This is a genomic window from Algoriphagus confluentis (assembly GCF_036245625.1).
Taxonomy (GTDB): Bacteria; Bacteroidota; Bacteroidia; order Cytophagales; family Cyclobacteriaceae; genus Algoriphagus; species Algoriphagus confluentis.
Window position 1 is genome coordinate 76,760 of record NZ_BTPD01000017.1, and the last position, 18,579, is coordinate 95,338.

Annotated in this window: 13 protein-coding genes and 1 rRNA gene; 8 read left to right on the forward strand and 6 right to left on the reverse strand. The window is 40.6% G+C overall.

The window, feature by feature from the left end:
- Positions 1–62: 62 nt before the first annotated feature.
- The 4 genes from AAA943_RS19845 to AAA943_RS19860 all read left to right on the forward strand — a co-directional run bounded on the left by AAA943_RS19845 (position 63) and on the right by AAA943_RS19860 (position 4,446).
- A complete protein-coding gene (locus AAA943_RS19845) occupies positions 63–341 on the forward strand; it encodes a hypothetical protein (RefSeq protein WP_338222090.1) in 279 nt (92 codons plus the stop codon).
- Positions 342–536: 195 nt separating this feature from the next.
- Positions 537–1,823 (forward strand): carboxypeptidase-like regulatory domain-containing protein, encoded by a 1,287-nt coding sequence (locus AAA943_RS19850; protein ID WP_338226114.1) that lies wholly within the window; start codon positions 537–539, stop codon positions 1,821–1,823.
- Positions 1,810–3,279 carry a TlpA family protein disulfide reductase gene (locus AAA943_RS19855; protein WP_338226115.1) on the forward strand — a complete coding sequence of 490 codons (1,470 nt, stop codon included), beginning with the start codon at positions 1,810–1,812 and terminating at the stop codon, positions 3,277–3,279. Before AAA943_RS19850 ends, AAA943_RS19855 begins: the two co-directional genes overlap by 14 nt.
- A gap of 54 nt (positions 3,280–3,333) precedes the next feature.
- Complete coding sequence (locus AAA943_RS19860; RefSeq protein ID WP_338226116.1) at positions 3,334–4,446, forward strand: DUF4221 family protein; 1,113 nt, start codon at positions 3,334–3,336, stop codon at positions 4,444–4,446.
- A gap of 455 nt (positions 4,447–4,901) precedes the next feature.
- On the opposite strand, the gene AAA943_RS19865 is transcribed toward AAA943_RS19860, so the two are convergent.
- On the reverse strand, positions 4,902–6,014 hold the full coding sequence (locus tag AAA943_RS19865) for a hypothetical protein (RefSeq protein WP_338226117.1): 1,113 nt from the start codon (positions 6,012–6,014) through the stop codon (positions 4,902–4,904).
- A 222-nt stretch (positions 6,015–6,236) separates the two neighbouring features.
- Here AAA943_RS19865 and AAA943_RS19870 point away from each other — a divergent pair, with 222 nt between their 5' ends.
- Positions 6,237–7,376 (forward strand): hypothetical protein, encoded by a 1,140-nt coding sequence (locus AAA943_RS19870; protein ID WP_338226118.1) that lies wholly within the window; start codon positions 6,237–6,239, stop codon positions 7,374–7,376.
- 203 nt (positions 7,377–7,579) lie between these two features.
- On the opposite strand, the gene AAA943_RS19875 is transcribed toward AAA943_RS19870, so the two are convergent.
- The 4 genes from AAA943_RS19875 to rplU all read right to left on the reverse strand — a co-directional run bounded on the left by AAA943_RS19875 (position 7,580) and on the right by rplU (position 13,615).
- Positions 7,580–8,890, reverse strand: coding sequence for an ATP-binding protein (locus AAA943_RS19875; protein ID WP_338226119.1), 1,311 nt, complete (start codon positions 8,888–8,890; stop codon positions 7,580–7,582).
- Positions 8,891–9,794: 904 nt separating this feature from the next.
- Entirely contained in the window at positions 9,795–12,857 is a 3,063-nt protein-coding gene (locus tag AAA943_RS19880) for a WD40/YVTN/BNR-like repeat-containing protein (protein ID WP_338226120.1), read from the reverse strand.
- Positions 12,858–13,012: 155 nt separating this feature from the next.
- Positions 13,013–13,267, reverse strand: coding sequence for a 50S ribosomal protein L27 (gene rpmA / locus AAA943_RS19885; protein ID WP_338226121.1), 255 nt, complete (start codon positions 13,265–13,267; stop codon positions 13,013–13,015).
- A gap of 36 nt (positions 13,268–13,303) precedes the next feature.
- The gene (gene rplU, locus AAA943_RS19890) at positions 13,304–13,615 is read right to left on the reverse strand and encodes a 50S ribosomal protein L21 (RefSeq protein ID WP_338226122.1); all 312 of its coding nucleotides are present in this window, start codon (positions 13,613–13,615) and stop codon (positions 13,304–13,306) included.
- Positions 13,616–14,314: 699 nt separating this feature from the next.
- Here rplU and AAA943_RS19895 point away from each other — a divergent pair.
- The 3 genes from AAA943_RS19895 (at position 14,315) to AAA943_RS19905 (ending at position 18,251) form a co-directional block, all read left to right on the forward strand.
- Positions 14,315–15,295 carry a ribonucleoside-diphosphate reductase small subunit gene (locus tag AAA943_RS19895; protein WP_338226123.1) on the forward strand — a complete coding sequence of 327 codons (981 nt, stop codon included), beginning with the start codon at positions 14,315–14,317 and terminating at the stop codon, positions 15,293–15,295.
- A gap of 43 nt (positions 15,296–15,338) precedes the next feature.
- On the forward strand, positions 15,339–17,735 hold the full coding sequence (locus tag AAA943_RS19900; RefSeq protein ID WP_338226124.1) for a ribonucleoside-diphosphate reductase subunit alpha: 2,397 nt from the start codon (positions 15,339–15,341) through the stop codon (positions 17,733–17,735).
- A 144-nt stretch (positions 17,736–17,879) separates the two neighbouring features.
- A complete protein-coding gene (locus AAA943_RS19905) occupies positions 17,880–18,251 on the forward strand; it encodes a DinB family protein (RefSeq protein ID WP_338226126.1) in 372 nt (123 codons plus the stop codon).
- Positions 18,252–18,417: 166 nt separating this feature from the next.
- Here the strand turns inward: AAA943_RS19905 and rrf are convergent.
- Positions 18,418–18,529: ribosomal RNA gene (gene rrf / locus AAA943_RS19910) — 5S ribosomal RNA — on the reverse strand.
- Positions 18,530–18,579 lie beyond the last annotated feature (50 nt).

Below are 18,579 nucleotides of genomic sequence, written 5' to 3' on the forward strand. Positions count from 1 at the left end.
AAATATAATGACCGGAAGTACCGGTCAAGATTCTTAAACAAAACTAACAAACAAACAAACAAATGAAAAAGTTAAATTTAGAAATGCTACGACTCAGCACCGACGAAGTCTTGGAAAGAAGTCAGATGAAGAAGATTACTGGGGGGTATGGAATGAGCTATTGTGCTACCATGTATATGATTAGATCCTGTAATCAACTTTCTGGAGGTGCTTATTCGGGCTGGGCTTATGGCTGGACAAGCAACGGATGCAATAATTCGGGAGGCGCAAATTATTGGAATGCAGTGACCTCAGCGGGGTATAGCATGCAAGGATGCAGCACAGGTTGGTATAGTTATTAATTGGGAGAATTTTGAACTAGGGGCCTTGCTCCTAGTTCACCAAGAAAGTAGTCCTTAGAAATCCAATATTATACAGGCATCTTCCAAAGAAATATCTTAAATATATAAGAAGAACACTTACTATCCTCCTACCGAAGGCCAGCTTGCTAGAGGTAATCAGGGGTTCAATTTAACCACGAAATTCTGCAATAAGAGATGAAATATGTCATTGCTTTTATTATTTCATTTTTTTCTTCCACTTTACTCTTTTCTCAGAATAAGGCAGGGCAAAATCATATTTCTGGAACCATCCGAGATGGAAATTCTCCAGTCCCCAATGCCTATATTTTTCTAAAAAACTATCCGGATTTCAATTGTCTATCTGATTCCGAAGGATTCTTTAAGCTACGTTTTCCTGAGAGCTTAAAAATTGATACGCTGATAGTATCTCATCTTAGCTACACCAAAGCGCAAATGGCAATAAAAAGCCTCAAAAATAATCCGACGAATATCACATTGCAAAGTAAAACCATCGTATTGGATGAAATTACAGTAAAACCAGAAAAGGATTACCTCAAAGACTTCTTTCAAAAAATAGCACAAAATATCCCAAAGAATTATCCTGAGAAAAGGCACCAAATGACGGGCTTATTCAGAAAGTTATCCACTAATTACGAGGAGTTTACCCATCTGACAGAAGCTCAAGTAGTAGTGGAGGATGTTGGATATACAAAAGAAGTAAAAGGAGCCAAAATTAAAATCGAGCATTACAGAGAGAGTGGCGATTTTTCGGAAATAGACTCAACTTTTCTCTTACTATTGAAAGCACAGGAAGATTCTTACGCTTTTGAAGAGAAAAATAAAGTGCCAAGCAACCCAATCATTCGATTATACGAAGACAACTTTATTAGGAAAAGTTATTTGGACGAAAGCCCATTTAATAGTAATGGGTATTTGAATGAGTTTTTTGGCATTGTGGAATTACCCATCTATCAAGAATTCCTTGGGTACGAGCTAGTGGATAATGATACTATTTTCACCATTGCCTACGGGACTACTGACCCTCCTCTAGGGACTACTTATATAAAAGTCAATAGCAGTGACTATGCAGTGGTAGAGTTTCAAGTGACTCGTTACCTGGATCCTGAACGGGAATTATATGAGCAATTTCTAATGAAATATCGAAAAATTCAGGATAAATACTACCCTGAAAAATTGGTCCATAAAGTACTTCGGTTTATCAATCGGAATGTGGGCAGTCACCAAATGGATATATCTACCTTGTGGTTTGATGAAATAAAAACCGAAAATTTCAAAAAGCTCAAAAGTCGTGAAATTATAGAAAGGGATGAAATATTGCCATCAAACGCCTTTACCTATGAGCAAGAGTTCTGGAAAATCAATAAGTTGTCCAAAGCTTTTCCCTTAGATTCTGCCATCCTCAAAAGTCTAGAAAGACATAAAAAACTAGAAGACCAGTTTAAGGAAAATGGAAGGGACTGATACAAATCACCAAGCAAAATTTAACCGACCGATCTTTATAGTCCTTGGAATCCTATTCCTATTTTCTTGTGATTCCGCACTTCAGAGTAGTAATCAAGAAGAACAAAAAGATCAAATCGTTCTGATGCTAGAAGATAGCATGGTTGGTGATTTTTTGGCAAAGCGTAAAGGCTCATTTATGTACATTGATGATGAGCTATTTTCTGCGAAAATAGAATTTTCAGGAGATTCCCTTAGTCACTATGGGATAATCAAAACAAAAAGAGGCTTTTTAGAGCTAGTATATCAAGAAAATAGCCAGAATCGTTTCAGCTACCTATTCCAAAAGGGAGATACGGTACTAATAAAACTAAATGAACAAAACATTTGGATGGAAACGGTCAATAGAAGAACCTCCTCATATGAAACCAATTTGGAACTCCTTAGGAATCGAGATCTTTACCAATCTACCTACACAAAACTTCAAGATTTTTACTTATTATGGAAATCGAATTATGCCTCGTTTATGCCAGTAGAGCTAAAGGAGGAACTCAAGCAATACCGCAAAGAGGCGGTAGAAAGCTTGAATTTGGAGCTGTCTTGGATCGATTCCTTGAGGACTGAAAAATCCATTTCACCAAGTTTGGCTGAGTTTTACACTTCAAAAGCCCGTTTTGAACTAAATAAATTGAACTGTTTTGGGGAGGAGGATGGGGCATTTGATGCAAGAGGAGCCTTTCGATTATTTCTTGGATCGGAATGGGATACCCAGGAAGGCGTCCAAACAATTTACCTGCACGACTTCGCTGATTTCCTGCTTAGCTATGAGCTGCTTCACCATCCCATTCCCTCAAAAAGTTCCCCCTTTGTTACCAATGCCTCTACCCCTTTCGGCAAACAAATGTTATTCAGCTATTTAAACCAGACACTTCCCTATCTTCCTTTTGAAGAAGCAGCGAATTGGTTGACAAGCTATGAAAATAGTCTAGCTAATCAGGCACAAGCTAAATTTCTCAGGACGTCTTTTGAAGCGTTGAAAAATCAGCGGCCGGATCTAGATCTTATGGGGCTTGGTAAATCCACGACTACGCTTGAAGAGCTCTTAGTCCAAAAAAAAGGAAAATACCTATACATTGATTTTTGGGCGGCATGGTGCATCCCTTGTATCCAATCATTTCCAGCGTCCATCGCTTTGCATGATAAGTATAAGGAAAGGGAGTTTGAAGTAATTTACTTATCCATTGACAAAAACCACAAATACTGGGAAGATGTGGTTGAAAAATACCAAATCGCTATTCCAAATCGTTCTTTTATTGTACAGAATTTAGAGGAATCCATGTTTCTTGAAAAGCTGAAAGTGGATGTCATACCTCGCTATCTTTTTTTTGATCAAGAAGGAAAACTAATTCATCCCTATGCTCCTAGTCCAAATTCTGATGAAATTCGGGTTTTTCTTGAGGAGCTGATACAGAAATAAATAACTTAACCATCAATCTTCCTCAAGATAAATAGGTACGAGTAATTTCCAATTATGAAAAAATTTTTTGTTTTTCCCCTCTTTTTTTTAGGAATGCTCTACTCATGCGGAGAAAAATCCGCTTTTCCTTTAACAAAAGACTCATCCAAGATTGACACCCTGATTTTTTATTCTGAAAATGAAATCATCGATCTCGGAGAAGATGGAGAATTTTTAATTTCTTCAGACATGTCTGACGATGCGTCTTCCTATTTTATTTTCAATCTTGAGAAAAGACTTTTATACACACTGGATTTAAAAACTAAAAAGCTTCTATCAAAATTGGAAATGCCTTCCGAAGGTCCTGATGGTATTGGAAACTGGCTGATAGACTTTCAGCGATTGGATGACCAAAACTTTATCGCTCAAGGTGACAATGTTTTCTGTTTTTTCAATTTAGAAGGAAAAGTATTGGATAAAATACGGGTAGATCACTTATTTTATTTTTATCCTGAATTAGCCAAAAAATTTTCGAACTTAGGGTTTCTATATAAAGATGATCAATTCCACTTCACTACGGGAGAAATAGGCACTATCGAATCTCAGGTGCTTTCCTATAATCCAAAAAGCGACTCCTTTCTTTTGAGAGATATCCCATTCGTGGAATTGCGGAAAAATTCGTCAGTGACGACTCAGGTCAAATCCTTTACGTTCTATTCTTCCCCTTCTTTTGTTATCAATGATTTCCCAGGCGGTATTCTGGTGGTAAACAGAGGCCTACCTAATATGACCTCATACCTGTATAATGGAGATACGGTAAAAACCAAGCCTAAGAGCTCAAAATTTTTCGAAGATCTGGTGCCGGTGGAGGAAATATTCAGAGCCAAAAATGAAACTGAAGAAAAGGAGTTTAAAAAGGAATTAGAAAAGCAGATGAACTTTCTCCGACCGGTAGTGGATGAAAAGAATCAAAAGCTCTATAGACTTGGCTATCGACTGGTATCGGATGGTACTTCTTATGATACCTACTTATTTGAATATGATCTGAACTTAACCTTGACGCGGGAGACTCAATTGGAAGGAATCAAAATCAAACCCAAGAAAATGTTCCTCAGAGAGTCGACTTTTTACCTAGCAGTTTCTTTTGACGATGAACCGGGGTTTCTGATGTTCAGCAATCCTTTTTGAAATGCAATGAACAAATCGTTAGGTAATTCTAAGCCTACAGCGGAGGGATCCATCTTAGAGGAATCAGGAACAGCTAATTTAGTAAATATTTACTGAAACTTAGTAAATAGGGTATAGGTATTCGCTTGATTACCAACTAAATTAGGATCTTATGATCGGAAGTGCCGATCAAGATTCTTACACAAAACAAATAAGTAAAATGAAAAAATTAAGCTTAGAAATGCTCAGACTCTCTTCAGAAGAAGTACTCGGGCGAAGTCAAATGAAAAAAATTTCAGGCGGATATGGAACTGGAAATGGTCCTTGCTATATTACTTGTTCACTTTCAGGCGGTGGATCAATTCAACATAGTGTCCCTAATTGCAGCGTAGGCTGCCTCCAAGGAGTTGGTTCTAGTCCAATGTATTGTTCCTGCAACTAATATTGGATAGAAACACCAAAAAAATGGTAGGGATTCAATTAGAAAATGAAGCATCCTCTTCTATTCTATAGACAAGATATCGGGTAAAATCGTCTTCTCTTTTTGGATCTACGGATTTGACGAGAAGACGATTTCCTGGTAAGGTTGTCATTAAAACTCCCCGTTCAGGAATAAGAATATCCTTACTAAGCTGATCATTATAATTAAAAAGAATTAATCGATTCTGAGTTGGATTTTCATCAATTTCCGGTTGATTCTTTTTGAACGGATTAATAGTAACACCCGATAAATACTCTAACACGAATAAATCATCATCCAACTGATGAATGCTCTGGTTTTTAGGGGATAATAACCACCCTTCGGGGGTTTGGAATAAATCTTCAGGCTTTAATTTATTAGGAAAAGGCAAGGAATTGGGGTCCTCATAAAGAATTGGAATCCTTATAAAAGCCATTCCTTCAGATAAATCATGAATGGTTATTTGATTATCGAAAGAGCTTGTAAGAATAAGTTTGGATGATTTAGAATTGACGTCATAAACAGGGGAATAAAACCCTCCAACTAAACCAAGGAATTCCTTGGTTACCTGACGCTCAGAAAGAGGAGAAAATTGCCTTAGGGTCGAACTCTTTCGATCGTATAGTTCAAATAGCATTAATTGATCAAAATTATTTCCACTTAGGGGGTTAAATCTACTTGTGCCAGATGGAATGGTAGCAAAGGTGATTTGATTTTGGAATGAATCTAAATTGAAATAGGAAAATTTCTTCGCCAAGGAATATAAATATAAAATATCAATGGGCTGATATTTAAAACGATCAATGAGCTTCAAATTACGATCATATAGCAAAACTTCAACACTTGTCATTACCCAAATATTTCCTTCATCTGAAAAACCAATACTAGAAAAATTCGAAGAATGTTGTTCAGGTCCCTCGCCTTGCATATTCTCACTAATAATTACCTTTCCATTTTCATCCACTAGAAGTATCTCTTTGCCACGGTTGGTATTGGAATATCCTAAATACAATTTCTCTTTAGGGAAATAATCCAATAATTCAACAGAAGTAATAGAATGAATAAGAAATTCCTTCTCTTTTATCAGATCAAATGAACTCATCATTTGATTTTTTCTAATTTGCTCCACCTTTTTACAAGAATATCCGGTAAACAAGGAGAATAAAAGAAGAATTCTAAAATAAAACCGATTATGATTTAACAGTAACATATTGAAGGAGAAATGGACCAACAAAAACATTCACTAATTTAGAAAACAATAGAAGATTACCAAAATATTATAAAATTTAAGGTAAATTTAATTGCTATTTTCGTTAAAAAATTTAGCACAAATTATAAATTAATAGTTATTATGAGAAATTTACTCATTTTTCAAATAATTTTGATCGTATTCTCATGCTCAAAAACAGAAAAGAAATTTGAAGAAATTGGAGGTTTTGAAAAAATAGACAGCATTCAGGTTCCAATTTCTCCTACCTTAATTTTTCAAGATTTGGATTTAAATTCTGAAAAAGTCCTTTTTTTGGATAAATCCGATTCATCACCTAAAATCCTATTAATGGATTTTAAAGGAAATACCAAAAACACATTTCCCTTAACTAAAGAGACAAATTTCCTTTTTGAGGATATCTTGATTCCATTTGCATTTCAAGCTGATCAATCCATATCAGCAATTGGCCCAAAAGGATTAATAAATTATTCCTTTACAGGGACATCAATTAGTACCTTTATAATGCCCAAAAACTTAATTGAACAAATTTCAAAATCAACCTATTTCGATATATCTGAAAATAATTTGATTCTATGGAATAGAGATATCGTAAACCTTAACAATAAAGACTTATCGAAATTCGAAAACATATGTGTTTTAGAAAGCATAAATATAGCAAATGGTGAATCAAAACCATTAATTAAAATCCCCAACATAAGCATTTTTAGAAATGATAAATATTATATTAAAGGAGATTGGCTCCCAGTTTTTACGGTTGAAAAAGATGAAATTCATATTATATTTGGAATAGAACCCAATATATACACCTTTAAAAAAGGTCACCCAAATAAACTCTTAAAAAATACTCCTATTCAACTAAAAGCATATCGAAATTTTGAGGGATATGATAACTATGCTTCAACACTCAGATCCATAAACCATCCCTTATCATCAGGAAAAATTCTATCCATCCAAAAAATTAATAAACATTTTTTAATCACATATTTTCCCGGATATGACCCCATTAATGTAAACGAAAAAATAAGGTCCAAATCAACAGAAGAATTAATTGAATTTATGAGAAAAATGAAGAAAGACTATCCTAACAAAATGGCAGTTATAGATTCTATTGGAAATACTTTAGCTGATTTTACACCTAACGGATTAGATATAAATAAAATAATGATAAAAAATGGGGAACTGTGGATCCCTGAAAATCTTAACACAAACTTGAATAAAAGCCAATTAAAAATATATAAATTAAAGATTAATTTAAATTAATTATTCTTCCATTGTTAAGAGTATTTTTCACCTGATTTATAAGATAAATTGAAGTAAAATCCTTTTAAATCCACATATACTAATCAAAAGTTTCGAGTTTAAACCCTCAAGCTTTTGAAAATGCCAACATTTAAAAAAAATCCCCACCCAGTGTAGTTTGATGAAGATTTTAAAAGTGGCCTTGACCAGGCGTATGTTTTTAACTATACTTCCTCGAGAAGCCATCTCCAGACAGGAATGATATCGACCTTGACCCCATCAAATTCCAAGGTTTCGGACTCACCAAATGTGAGAATGAGGCCCTTTTTTACTTTTGCGTAAGCGCATGTCTTGAGGACACCCTTGATTTCCCGATCTCTTGTATGCAGCTGTTCCATGGACCAAGTCACCTGTATCGGAAGTGGCTCTTCGTTTTCCTGCAAAACCACAAAATCACATTCGTGCGACTGGTCTGAATAGTAGAATATCCTTTGCTGATAGATGGAGCCATAGCGACGGTAGAGTTGCTGAAAGACCAGATTCTCCAACAACACTCCGTTTCGCTCAGGCTGTATGCCAACCAATGCGTTTAAAAGTCCGTTATCCAGCCAATAGGCCTTCTTGTCAGACTTTTCTGACTTTCCCGGAGAATGGTCAAATCGTCCGATCCGCTTGAATAGATAAGCATCTTCTGCATAGTTCAATACTTCATACACGGTGTTCAAACCCACGGAATATCCCATGGATTTGAGGTGATTGAAATACCTCCTTACCGATACAGGCTGACCCACACTTCCTGCCACCAATCGAAAAAGAGACCTCAAATATTGGAAATTCGACAGCTGACGGTATTCGACAATGTCCCGTAGCAGCATGGTATTGTAGTATTCCTGAAGATAGGCTATTTGCAGGCTGGGCTCAGTCAGGCGTGTGAGCTCCGGATAGCCTCCCTGGAAGAGGTACTTTTTGAAATAAACCTCCGTGGTGCTTTTCTCCGGACCAAAGACCGAAGGCTTATGCCTGTAAAACCTGCAAAACTCCTGAAAAGAAAGGGGGAAAATCTCCAGGGCAATACTTCTTCCTCTGAGCACTGTATTGATTTCTGTATGCAAAAGTCGGCTGTTACTACCCGTGAAGCATATTTTTTTGGTGTAGGTTTCACTGATACGATTGAGAAATCTTTCCCATCCCACAGCGGCTTGAACCTCATCAAAAAAGAAGTAGCACTCGCTCAACTGTAACCCAGGATGTAACTCCCTCCAAGCTTGAAGGATTTGATCAAGATGTTCTGGAAGCAAGTGTACCCTTTCGTCCTCAAAATTGAAATAGATCATTTGGGTAAGACTAACCCCTTTAGAAGCAGAAAGCTCCTGCATGTATAGGAACATGGCCGAAGTCTTCCCTACTCGACGTGGTCCGAGGACCGCTTGCATTTTGGGCAAGTCCAAATACAACTTGGTGTCTCTTGGCACCAAGTCTTCGGTAAGTTGCCGAGAGGAATTTTCTATCAGTATATCTTTCAACACTTCTTTCATACTTTAAATTTAAATAAATGGATCTAAAAATGACAATATTTATATTTTTGTCTTTATAAAAAAGACAAATTAATATCCGATATTATTGCAAAGCCTCAGAAAATACTCTAAAGGAATATAAAATTCTCCAGCAATTCCTATTAGCAGAGTGGATAATTCCCCAGAATAAGGTTGGAATGAGAAAATTGGTAATGTAAAATTGTATCCCAAAGACTGTCTCTGACCCACCCGTCACCCAATTGAAACTTGGTCTGAAGAACAGATTCTAGGCTTAGATTAGAAGATTAGATTGTTTTAATATTAATCAATCCTATTATCCGCAATCCTGCAGTTACCGAATTTTATATGGTTTCACCTCGACTTTGCTCGGTGACCGCTTGTTTTCTAGGTTGGGGAGGGGAGAAAAAAAGGGCGCAGCCCCTTTTTTCTCCCCTTCCATAATTAACTCCAAACCCGGAGGCCGAGCGAAGTCGAGGCCATTTTGATCTACGGGTATCATTGCGGATAATCATATTAATCAATTCCATTTTCTATTTATTGACTCTTTTTGGCCCCTACCCCCACTCAGTGTAGTTTGATGAAGAATTTGAAAGTGGCGTTGACCAGGCGTATGTTTGTAACTACACCTTCCAATCCATACAAATTTATAATTGGCTTGCGATTCGAGAGGTGACAAAATAAAGCCAATTGCATCCCGATGGCTATCCGGACGGTAAGGATATTATGGGGATTGCGAATTTCGCCCAGCGACCAATTGAACCTTAGAGGTGCAAAGTATAGACTACAAGTAGGAGGGTTTAGGTTGTTTTAGGAAGAAAAAAAAATAAAGAAAAATACCTTTGGATGTTTTGAAAACCTCAAAGGTCCAAAAAAGGCCTTCAGAGTGATCTGAAGGCCTTTTGCATTACTTCTTGATTTCTAATTTGGTTTTCATTTCCTCGATATTAAGCAGTCGGGAAATCTGCTCCCGTTCCAGTTTTCGGAATCGGGTCAGCTGCACATCGATCTGCTCGGTCAGCTCTTTTCTTACCGCTTCGGATTGATCGGTTGGCTTGTAGTCCCCATTCCCCACCACACTACTCAAGTGAGCCAGCTTATTGTTCAGTCGGATCGGAAAGTTGAGGGGATCCTGACCACTTCGGTTTTTGGTCTGATAGAGGGTCTCCTCGATTTCCTGCATTTCGGCTTTGATGGATTCGAGATTATCAGGTTTGGTAGAAAGGGAATCCAACTCGGATCGATACGCCCGGATCAACTTGATGGTCTGATGGGTTTCTGTGATTTTATCCCGCACAGCCATTAAGTAGGCAAATTGCTCTTCCAATTCGGCCTGTGTGGATTCGTAGCGAGGGTCCGCCAAGACTTTAAAGCTTTGCTCCTGCGCTTGGCCATCCACGGTCATTTTCACTTTATAAGTTCCCGGAACTACTTTAGGCCCACGTAGGTTGGCAGCCCACATAATCAGTCCGTCGAAACCTTCGGCATTTTCTGCTCTCAGGTTCCAATTGAATTCACCCGCACCTTCTTTGACTTTCAAAGTATCTCCATTCACTCCTTTGGTGGAGAACCATCGGATACGCTCATTTTTCTCATTGAAAAATTCGATTTTCAATTCGTCCTTCGGCTTTTCTTTCAGGAAATAATAGACCAACACTCCACCCGGACGGTTGGAACCATTGGTGAGGCTGCTTCGCTTCACCCCATCGATTCGGTAAGAATCCTGTGGCTTGTAAAGGTGAAATGCCTTGTTTTCAATTCCTGGCTCAGCTTGATGGAGGACGGTCAGATCATCGATAATCCAGAATGATCTTCCCTGCGTTGCCGCAATCAGGTTGTTTTCCTTGATGGTCAAATCCGTAATCGGCACGATCGGCAGGTTCAATTGTAAAGAATGCCAGCTTGCACCATCGTCCTTGGAATAATACATGCCTGTTTCCGTTCCTGCATAAAGCATTCCTCTTTTCACAGGATCTGCTCGCAACACGCGGGTAAAGTGCTCCGGATCGATGCCTGAAACGATCTTGGTCCAGGTTATTCCATAATCGGTGGTCTTGTAGAGGTAAGGCTGGTAATTCCCCATTTTGTATCCAGTAGCTGCGAAATATGCTTCTCCAGGATCGAAAGGACTGGCTTCAATAGAGTTGATCTGAAGCCACTCGGGCATATCGGAAGGGGTTACGTTTTGCCAGGTTTTACCATTGTCTGTGGTCACATGCACCAAGCCATCATCCGAACCCGCCCAGATGACACCCTGCTTCACCGGAGACTCTGCCGCGGTAAAGATGGTTGCATAGTATTCAACAGAGGTATTGTCTTTGGTAATCGGTCCTCCGGAAGGTCCGAGTTTGCTCTTGTCATTTCGGGTTAGGTCAGGAGAAAAGACCTCCCAGCTTTGGCCTTCGTTGGTCGAGCGGTGAAACTGATTACTAGTCGTGTAGAGTAGCTTGGGATCATGAGGAGAAAAGAAGATCGGGAAATTCCATTGGAAACGATATTTCATTCCCTCTGCACCATGACCCATCGGATTATCCGGCCATACATTGACGGTACGGGAAGTTCCGTTGCGGTGATTCTCTCGGGTCAATAGACCTCCATACGAACCACCGTAGACGATATCATTATCCAAAGGATCCGGCGCAATCCAGCCGGACTCACCTCCTGCCGTTGGTTCCCAATCGGATTCGGTGATCGCTCCTCCATCATTTCGGTGACGGATTCGGACGGTAGAATTATCCTGCTGCGCGCCGTAGATTCGATAGGGGAAGCTATTGTCGGTAGTCACCCGATAAAACTGGGAAGTAGGCTGATTCATGTAGGTCGACCAATTTTCTCCCCCATCTTCAGATACTTGAGCTCCGCCATCGTCTGCAATTATCATCCGCTGATTGTTTGCCGGATCGATCCAAAGGTCGTGGTGATCTCCATGAGGAGCATTGGCGCCTTTAAAAGTTTTGCCTCCATCGGTGGATTTGTGATAGCTCACATTGAGCACATAGACGGTCTCCTCATCCTGGGTATCGGCGTAGATCCTGGAGTAGTACCAAGCCCGCTGACGAAGGCTTCGGTCTTCATTGACTTTCTCCCAGGTTTGCCCGGCATCTTTGGAAGTAAAGACTCCTCCGTTGTCATTTTCGATGATGGCATAGAGTCGGTTGGAGTTTTTGGGAGAAACGGTGATTCCCATGATTCCCAGCACCCCTTTCGGGAAAGTTTCTTTGGCAGACAGCTCTTCCCAATTTTTACCCCCATCGGTGGATTTAAACATTTTGGAACCCGGACCACCACTTTCGAGGCTATATGGAGTTCGTTTGATTTCCCAGGTCGTGGCATAGATCGTCTCTGGATTGTTTGGGTCGAGGATCAAATCCACCGCACCGGATTGCTCGTTGGTGTACAGGATTTTCTCCCAGTTCTTTCCACCATCGGTCGTTTTATAGACACCACGTAGGTCAGTTGGCTGGAAAATATCCCCCAATACTGCTGCGTAAACCACATCCGGATTGGTGGGATGTATACGAAGTCGGGAGATAAACCTACTTTTTTCCAAGCCGGCCCGAGACCAGGTTTTTCCGGCATCGGTGCTTTTCCACATGCCATAGCCAAAAGAGACATTACCCCGGACGGTTTTCTCTCCTCCTCCGGCATAAACGACGGAAGTATCGCTTTCGGCTACTGCGACAGCTCCCATAGAGCCGCCAAAGAAACCGTCGGATACGGATTTCCAGGTTTGTCCTGCATTGGTGGTTTTCCAGATTCCGCCTCCGGTGGAAGCAAAGTAATAGGTCTTGTCACTGCCATTCACTCCGGTCACCCCATCGGCTCTTCCTCCCCGGAAGGGACCAATCAGGCGCCATTGCACGGCATCATACACTTTAGTATCCGGGACTTGCTGCGCAAAAAGCAGATTCCCGGCAAGAGTCAGGAGCAAGACAAGTCCCGACCAGGAAAATCTAGTAATCTTTTTCATCTAAGGTTGGTTGGTATTGATTCAATTCAAAAGTTAGGAGGAATCATGGAAAAATCACTTTTTTCTTGACCAAAGGTGATAAAAGTCTGAAAAGGGCAAAAAAAAAACCTCTTCGTTGGAAGAGGTTTAGCGTTTTGTTGAGGTAGGTCTTAAGCTTAAGAAGGCACTACGCTTACGTAAGACTTGCCATCTGCTTTCTTCTTGAATGCTACCACTCCGTCAGAAAGAGCGAACAACGTATGGTCTTTGCCCACGCCTACATTGAGTCCTGCGTGATGCTTGGTACCTCTTTGTCTTACAATAATGTTTCCGGCGATAACTACTTCACCGCCAAATTTCTTCACACCCAATCTTTTGGAATGTGATTCACGACCGTTCTTGGAACTACCTACACCTTTTTTGTGTGCCATGGTTTTGTACGTTTATGAATTTTCCTGAGGAAAATATCAGAGTGAAATGTTTTCGATCAATACTTTGGTGAAGTCTTGTCTGTGACCGTTCTTCTTCTTGTAGCCTTTTCTACGCTTCTTTTTGAAGACAATCACTTTGTCACCTTTGACATGATCCAGGATTTTCCCGGATACCTTGGCTCCTGCAAGAGTGGGAGCGCCTACAGACACAGCGCCGTCAGCTTCAGCCAACAAGACCTGGTCAAATTCCACGGAAGCGCCAGTTTCGCCATCCAGCTTGGGAGCGTAGACGAACTGATCTTTTGTTACTTTGAACTGCTTTCCTGCGATGTTTACAATTGCGTACATGAGAACTGATTTATCGAAATCGGAGTGCAAATATAGGGAATACATTTGGAACAAAAAACCAAAGTGCAAAAATGAAAATGGAATATCGGAGGTAAAAGAAGGTGTATTTTTGGTGCTGCCGACTTCAACACGGCGAGATTGACAATCAAGCACCCCAAGGCAGGCTTTGCGTATCGACAAAAAGCTGGGTTGATGATGGAAGAAATTGCAATTTGCATTTCATTCAAAGATTAAAAAACTCCCAATTTCACCCCTACCATTTAAAGTGAAACAACCGCTAATTAAAAATGCTCTAAGTTTGTCAATTGAAAATGAGGGCCTTGACATTTCCGGTAAAAAGGTAAAAAAGCCCTTTGAGAAAAAGAAAATTTATTGACCTAGGTTCAAAATTTTAGTCACATTTTCCTGTGGAAAACTTTTTTGAATTTGTTGAAAATATTTCAATCGCCCATTATGAGCCTTTTGGATTGATTTCATTCTTTATCTAAAAAACCCCAATTATCTGATTTTATAGCTTTTATAATTTTTCTGACTTTTGGTCAAAAATAACCTTAAAGTGCCTGTTTAGGGATTTTTTTTTATCAATTTGCTTCACATATTTGTTACATAGGCTGTTCTGAAAAGGCAGCCTTTGCTATCAGCAGCCCAGCCCAAGGAGAGTTTGAAGCCCATTTGTTTATAATAAAACCAGAGAGAAAGATGCAGCAAGAACCCATTTTACAAGAGAACAAAAACAGATTTGTCCTATTTCCCATTCAGCACGCCGACATTTGGCAGTATTATAAAAAAGCTGAGGCAAGTTTCTGGACAGCAGAGGAGATTGATTTGAGTCAGGATTTGACCGATTGGAAAAACCTGAACGACGGAGAGCGACATTTTATTTCTCATGTCTTGGCCTTCTTCGCAGCTTCCGATGGTATCGTAAACGAAAATCTCGCTGAGCATTTCGTTGCGGAAGTCCAGTACACTGAGGCTAAGTTTTTCTATGGCTTCCAGATTGCCATGGAAAACATCCATTCCGAGACCTACTCCCTCTTGATCGACACCTATATCAAAGATGCAGCAGAGAGAGACAAACTACTCAATGCCATTGAGCATATTGATTGCGTCAAGAAGAAAGCAGACTGGGCACTGCGATGGATTGACAATGGCAACTTCCAGGAGAGACTGATTGCTTTTGCTGCGGTGGAAGGCATCTTCTTTTCAGGATCTTTCTGCTCTATCTTCTGGCTGAAGAAAAGAGGCCTGATGCCGGGCTTGACCTTCTCCAATGAGTTGATATCACGGGATGAGGGATTGCACTGTGATTTTGCCTGCCATCTCTACACTAAGCATGTGGTCAATCAACTTCCCAAGGAGACCGTACGAGAAATCATCATGGACGCAGTTTCCATAGAAAAAGAGTTTGTAACTGACGCCCTCCCAGTACGTCTGATAGGAATGAATGCTGACTTGATGTGTCAGTACATTGAATTTGTCGCTGATCGCTTATTGATGGAATTGGGCTGTGAAAAGGTTTGGAACAGTACCAATCCATTCGACTTCATGGAAATGATTTCACTTCAAGGTAAGACCAACTTCTTTGAAAAAAGAGTTGGTGACTACCAGAAGGCCGGAGTAATGAAATCCACCGAGCCTGCCGAGAGCGCTGCACGATTCTCCATTGAGGAGGACTTTTAATACCCCACTTTTCTACCACCAACCATCCTAAAATCGCCTGTATATGTTAGTAATCAAAAGAGACGGAAGAAGAGAATCAGTACGATTCGATAAAATCACAGCAAGGATAGAAAATCTCTGCTACGAATTAGACCCAAAGTTCATTCAGCCCATTGAAGTGGCGAAGAAGGTCATCGATGGCCTGTATGATGGAGTGACCACTTCAGAGCTGGACAATTTGGCTGCGGAGGTTTGTGCTTCCCTGACCGTCCGCCACCCGGACTATGCAATCCTGGCTGCGCGGATAGCCATCTCCAACCTTCATAAGACCACCAGTCAGTCCTTTTCCAATACTATGAAAAGGCTGTACACTTACATCAATCCTAAAACTGGAGAAAACGCACAATTGATCGATACCGAAGTCTATGGTATCATCAAAAAGAATGCGGCCCGCCTGGATGATGCGATTGATTACAAGAGGGATTTTGGTTACGATTACTTTGGCTACAAAACACTCGAAAGAAGCTATCTGATCCGATTGGATGGTAAAGTGGTAGAAAGACCTCAGCATATGCTGATGAGAGTCGCTGTGGGTATCCACAGAGAGGATATTGAGTCTGCTATTGAGACCTACAACCTGCTTTCTGAAAAGTGGTTTACCCACGCTACTCCTACCCTTTTCAATGCAGGCACTCCAAAACCTCAGCTTAGCTCCTGTTTCCTTCTCACCATGAAGGATGACAGCATTGACGGAATCTATGACACACTGAAGCAGTGTGCCAAAATCTCCCAATCGGCTGGAGGTATCGGTCTTTCTATCCATCATGTCCGCGCCAAAGGCAGCTACATCAAAGGCACCAATGGCGTATCGAATGGAATTGTGCCGATGCTGAGAAACTTTGACATGACCGCCCGCTATGTAGATCAAGGAGGGGGAAAAAGAAAAGGCAGCTTTGCCATCTATCTTGAGCCTTGGCATGCCGACATCAAGGATTTCTTGGAACTGAAAAGAAATCACGGAAAAGAAGAAATGCGGGCTAGAGACCTGTTCTACGCACTTTGGATTCCGGATTTATTTATGAAGCGGGTGGAGAAAAACGAGGAATGGTCACTCTTCTGCCCTAACGAAGCTCCCGGACTTTCCGATTGTCACGGAGAAGAATTTGAGCGACTGTATGAAAAGTATGAGAAGGAGGGCAAGGCAAGAGAAACCATTAAAGCTCAAGAGCTCTGGTTTGAAATCCTTGAATCTCAGATTGAGACAGGAACTCCTTACATGCTCTACAAGGATGCGGCCAACAGCAAATCCAATCAACAGAATTTGGGAACCATCAAGTCTTCGAATCTTTGTACAGAAATCATCGAGTACACTGCACCGGATGAGGTGGCTGTTTGTAATCTGGCTTCTATTGCTTTGCCGAAGTTTGTGACAGCGGGACCTGATGGAAAACTGTTCTTTGATCACTCCAAGCTATATGAAATCACCAAGGTAGCGACCAAAAACCTCAACAAGGTAATTGACATCAATTACTATCCAGTAGAAGAGGCAAGAAGATCCAACTTCCGACATAGACCAATCGGCTTGGGTATCCAAGGCCTAGCTGATGCCTTTATCATGCTAAAAATGCCATTCGATTCTGCAGAAGCTAGGGGCCTGAATGAAGATATCTTTGAGACCATATACTACGCTGCTGTGGAAACTTCCATGGAGTTGGCTAGAGTTCAGGGCACCTATGAAACCTATGACGGAAGCCCTGCTTCAAAAGGTATTTTGCAGTTTGACATGTGGGGAGTGACTCCAAAGTCGGGTCGTTGGAATTGGAATCAGTTGAAGGAAAAGGTGAAAAAGCATGGATTGAGAAATTCACTCCTAGTGGCACCAATGCCTACTGCATCCACCTCTCAGATATTGGGCAACAACGAGTGCTTTGAACCATACACCACCAATATCTACACGAGAAGAACTCTCTCTGGAGAATTTATCGTGGTGAACAAGCACCTGATGAAAGATTTGATCAATTTGGGCCTCTGGAATGACACCATGAGAAACCGATTGATTTCTACAAACGGTTCGGTTCAAAACATTCCAAACATCCCACAAAACATTAAGGATCTTTACAAGACAGTTTGGGAAATTTCTCAAAAAGTGATCATTGACATGGCCGCAGATAGAGGTGCCTATATCTGTCAGTCACAAAGTATGAACATCTTCATGCAGGATCCCAACTTCGGTAAACTGACCTCAATGCATTTCTATGCTTGGAAAAAAGGACTGAAGACCGGTATGTACTATTTGAGATCACAAGCTGCAGCTTCTGCGATTAAGTTTACTTTGGATAAGTCTGCCCTAGAGCCCAAAGTAGAGAAAGCCAATGAAGTAGAAGCCATTAAAACACAAAAACAAGATGCCATCGCCTGCTCTTTGGATGATCCGGAAGGCTGCGAAATGTGCGGAAGCTAAGATTTCTAGAGTTCGTAAAATGGATAAAAGGCGTTTGATAGTATCAAGCGCTTTTTTGTTTACCTATATTGTAACATGGATTTAAAAAATATTGAAAGCCGACTTAAGGCTCTAAAAAGTGATTCCCTGGCTAAGTTTGGTATCATGACCCCACAGCATATGGTTGAGCATTTGATATTGACTATCAAGCTTTCTTATGGTCGGGTCAAAATCCCCCATTTCATCCCCAATGAAAAGCAGTTAAATGCAAAACAGGCCTTATTGTATACGGATATGGAGTTTCCTGTTGGAGTAAAAGCGCCGGGTTTACCCGCTGAGTTGCTGGAGCTGCGGTATCCAGACTTGGACACTGCAAAAGGAGAATTGAAAAAGGCTATAAAAGCCTATCAAGAGACTTTTGAGAAAAGCCCGGAGGCAGAGTTCACCCATCCTCGATTTGGTTTGTTAACCCATAAGGAATGGGAGATTTTTCACCACAAACATATCGGGCACCATTTTCGGCAATTTGGGATTTGAATTAAAAAAAAATTTGGGTCTTGAAGGTTAAATAGGTCAGATTAAAGAAACGAATTCTACCCTCTCACTTCTTGCTTCTCGGCTCTTCCCTCTTGCCTCTTGTCTCCTGCATCTTCAGAAGGTCCAAAAACACAAAAACCCCAGTCGTATGACTGAGGTTTGAATAATGTGGCGGCGACCTACTCTCCCGGGTGTAACCCCAGTACCATCGGCGCTGCAGGGCTTAACTTCTCTGTTCGGGATGGGAAGAGGTGGGACCCCTGCGCTAGGCCGCCTAATCTGTAAGTATGCATTGATCGGTGATCAGTCTGCATCTAATATCTTGTGT